General features: G+C 63.9%; 1 protein-coding gene. It reads left to right on the top strand.

What is annotated here, in order from left to right; genetic code table 11:
• Nucleotides 1-452: hypothetical protein (locus AB0G02_RS37835; RefSeq protein WP_360804608.1), on the top strand; the 452-nt coding region annotated here is incomplete at both ends.

Raw genomic sequence — 452 nt, 5'->3', positions numbered from 1 at the left:
ACTCCACATGCTGTTCCGCCCGTACGACCGGGAACAACTGACCTGGGCCACCTACGACGGCAGTACCTGGCGGACCCTTCCCAACTCCCCGGACGTCGCCGCCCCCGGCACCGTCTCACTCACCGCCGCCGGTGCCTTGCTGATCTGTGCCTACCGCACAACCGACGGTCGACAACTGACCCGCACCAGCACCAACGGCACATCCTGGGGCACGGCCTCGGAAATGCCCGAGCCGGGATACGGAGCGACCTCACTGTGCTGGGATGGCACAACGCTGTATGCAGCGCTCAGAACCCATTCCTGGCTTGCCGGCCTCGAGATCAAGTCCCGAACTGCCGGACAGTCTTGGCAACGGGTGCCCCACGACGGCCTCGAAGCCAATCCAATCGGCTCACCCGAACTCTACATGCGGAACGGAACCATGATGTGCACCATCCGCGGACTTAACGGTT

The organism is Actinosynnema sp. NPDC023658, assembly GCF_040639995.1.
Taxonomy (GTDB): domain Bacteria; phylum Actinomycetota; class Actinomycetes; order Mycobacteriales; family Pseudonocardiaceae; genus Actinosynnema.
The sequence above is the reverse complement of the archived record's forward strand: the minus strand, read 5'-3'. Positions and strand labels throughout refer to the sequence as shown.